The sequence below is a fragment of the Microcoleus sp. Pol12B5 genome (genome assembly GCF_036701335.1).
Lineage (GTDB): Bacteria > Cyanobacteriota > Cyanobacteriia > Cyanobacteriales > Microcoleaceae > Microcoleus.
In genome coordinates, this window is record NZ_JAUBQQ010000136.1 from 1 (window position 1) to 3,597 (window position 3,597).

2 protein-coding genes are annotated in these 3,597 nt (G+C 46.8%); both read left to right on the top strand.

All coding sequences use genetic code 11. The features are described from left to right. A partial coding sequence (locus tag QUA24_RS26820) for a calcium-binding protein (RefSeq protein WP_445242655.1) occupies positions 1-437 on the top strand: 437 nt, incomplete at its 5' end. A 776-nt stretch (positions 438-1,213) separates the two neighbouring features. After that, a partial coding sequence (locus QUA24_RS26825; protein WP_333233432.1) for a DUF4347 domain-containing protein occupies positions 1,214-3,597 on the top strand: 2,384 nt, incomplete at its 3' end.

Here is a 3,597-nt window from a genome sequence, read left to right on the forward strand (position 1 = left end):
ACGGCGGCAAAGAAAACGACAGTCTCGATGGCGGTGAGGGCAACGACTTGCTGTTGGGCGGCAATGAAAACGATGTGCTGTTCGGCGACACCGATAACGATACGCTTTACGGCGGTAAGGGTAATGATATTCTCAGCGGCGGTGCTGGGGACGATTTCCTGTCCGGGGATGTTGGGGATGATACATTGACGGGAGGTTCGGGAAATGATGTGTTTTTCCTAAATCAAAGTTTGGGTAGCGACATTATTACCGATTTCCGCAAGGGAGAGGATTTAATTGGGTTGAATTCTGGTTTGAGTTTCAATCAACTCAGTATTACTTCCAGCAACAATCAAACTTTGATTACTGTGACGGACAGCAATCAATTGTTGGCGAAGCTTAACAATATTACCCCCGGTATTCTCACTGCTAGCGATTTCACTCAGGTAACAATCTAACTGCCTGGGGTAGGGTGCGCTATAAGCAGCCAGCCCGCTTAGAAGTGGTGAAGAAAGCTCCCAAACTCCTAAAATTTGGTGGATGACGTTAGCGCAGCCCGCCCCTAGGGGGGCTACGCCAACAAATAGGAGCGATCTGATTCTTTTCAACTGCGATCGGTAATAAATCTTGTTTATTGCCGATCGCCCACACCTAGAATGAGGCACATCCGTCTATTGCAATCCTGAGCTGGCTAGCCATAAGTAGCGCCCGAATAAAGCCAGCTTTCTCAACACTAAATTTCAGATTTTTGGGAACTTTTTTCCAGATAGTAAAAAAGTTAAATTAATCAAAACTTTAGGAAATCTTCCTGGTTTTATCTAATGTGAATGTATCAGGTACTAGCTAGAGCAATTCTCAGAGATTCCGAAGTCCAGAAAATCTTTTCTGGATTTTACCTGACCAAGGCTTCCCAATGGTTTGATGCACTACTTATCTGGCTAATAACGTGCATGGCAAATCTACATATAGAGGTTCCCCGTACCCGACTATTTACATTACATCCTCTGCTACATTTAATTGCCAAAAAAATCGCAATTTCCACCCAGCTTAAACTGATTATGGAGACAAATCTCGGATTTCAATTAGGGATAAAATTAAAGTTTTTCCCTAAATTTTAATCTCCCCGATGGATAACCGAGGTTTTTATTCTACCTTCTGCCTTTTGTATCTCTAGCCTTCTGCTTTCAAGGTGAATCTACCAGCAAATAGTAAACATTCTCATAGGGTATGCGAAATGAACTCAAGTTTTGCCAGTATTGATTCACAATCTGCGAGCCGCAATTCTCGTTCTAAATCTATTGTCTTCATTGATTCCGAGTTAGATGACTATCAAACTCTTACGGGTGGCGTGCTTCCCGGTGCAGAGATCATCATTTTAGATAAAAATGGTAACGGAGTCGAGCAAATTACTGCGAAACTGCAAACAATTTCTGCTGCGGGGGGAACTGTAGACCAAGTTCACATTTTTTCTCACGGCAATTCTGGCAGCTTGCAGCTAGGTTATACGACGTTGAATTCGGATAATTTATCGCAATATGAAAGCCAGTTGCAAGGGTGGCGAAATGCGCTGAGCGACAAAGCAGATATTGTCCTTTACGGTTGCGATGTTGCTGCGGGTTCGGGAAGTGATTTTGTCGATCGCCTGGGCGAGTTAACCGGGGCTGATATTGCGGCATCTAGCGATCGCACTGGTCTCGGAGGTAACTGGAATTTGGAGTTTGCCAAGGGTGATATTGAAGCACCGCTAGCCTTGACTCCAGAGGCAATGGCGGATTATCAAGGGACTTTAAAGACTATTACCGTTACCAACACTAATGATAGCGGGGCCGGTTCCTTGAGAGATGCGATCGCCTCTGCAGCAGCCGACGATACCATTGAATTTGCCTCCACTCTTGCGGGCCAAACAATTACCCTCACGAATGGTCAACTTGTCATCAACAAAAGCTTGACAATTGATGCAGTTAATGCAGCCAATTTAACCATCAGTGGCAATAATACTTCGCGGGTAATCCGTACAGAGAGTGCAACAAATGTTACTCTAAAAAACCTGATTATTGCCAACGGCAAAGTTTCTGGAACCGATCAGAATAATGAGGCAACTAGCGCCGGTGGTGGCATTCAAACAGGAGGTAGCAGCACTTTAACTTTAGAAAATAGCCAAGTCAATAATAATGTTGCTGGTTTTGGTGGCGGCATTTACACGGGTTTCCGCAGCACGACGACTGTAATTAACAGCAAGTTTAGTGGCAATGATGGTTCACTAGCAGATAATACCGAACGTGGTGGCGGCGCGATCGCTACTAAAAGCGGCGGTGTTCTGACTATCAAAGATAGCGAATTTACCAACAACAAAGGCAGCTACGGCGGTGCTGTTAATAACCTGTTGGGCAGCATGACGATCGAAAACTCTAAATTCACAGGCAACCGCACAGATAAAGGCGTTGGCGGAGCAGTTTACGTCGATGGCGCTAATGCTTCAGGACCCAATGCAACCCCCGGCCCTGTTGCGGGAAATATTGCTATCCGCAACAGCATTTTTGACGGCAATATCGGCTCAGGAGAAGGAGGCGCAGCCTTTTTGTTTGGTTATTTGCAAGATAAAGTGGTTTTGGAAAATAGCACTTTTATTAATAACCAAGCCGTAAAGAATTCATCAGGTACTGGAGGTTCTGGAGGCGGAGTCCGTCACGGTAATGCTGATTTGACAGTGACAAACTGCACATTCGCTAACAATAAAGCTGAAGACAACGGCGGCGGTTTGTGGTTGGGAGAAAATGGAAACGTCAGCATTGTCAACAGTACCTTTTCCGGCAACAGTGCTGCTAAGCAGGGCGGGGGAATGGTTGTTGGCAACAGAGATTCTTTTTCAACTAATATCGTCAATTCGAGTTTTGCTAAAAATACCGCTGGGGAATATTCTGGAGGTATTGCTACTTTTAACGATCCTGTGAAATCGCCAATTACTGTCAAGAATTCGATTTTTGATAGGAATACGGCAAGTAATCCTTTTAAAAATAGGCAGCACACTGGACGGGAGCTCATCGATGGGGGAAACAATCTTCAATTTCCCGCTAAACTGACTGTGGGAGATCCTAATGATAGTAATGTTACGGCAAGTATTACGATCGCAGACCCGAAACTCGGCCCTTTGGAAAATATTAACGGCGCTTTCGTGCTGCCGCTGCTAACAGGAAGTCCGGCAATTGATACCGGTACTGGTGCGGGCGCGCCTGCTGCGGATCAGCGCGGTGTGAGTCGCCCTCAAGATGGTGATAATAACGGAAGTGCGATCGTTGATATTGGCGCTTACGAATTTAACCCTACAGTCACGCCCACCCCAACTCCCACACCGACTCCGACGCCGACTCCCACTCCGACTCCCACACCCGAACCGACTCCGACTCCCACACCCGAACCAACTCCCACGCCCACACCCGAACCAACTCCCACGCCCACACCCGAACCAACACCAACTCCCACACCCGCGCCGGCCGTAGATGATTGCCTACTCGATAGCCTCAACCCTCCGCAACTAGATCCGGCCACCATCACCCCCAACCCCGTCCAACAAACTATCAACGGCGGCGACACTACCGACTTCATCATGGGCGGTGTCAT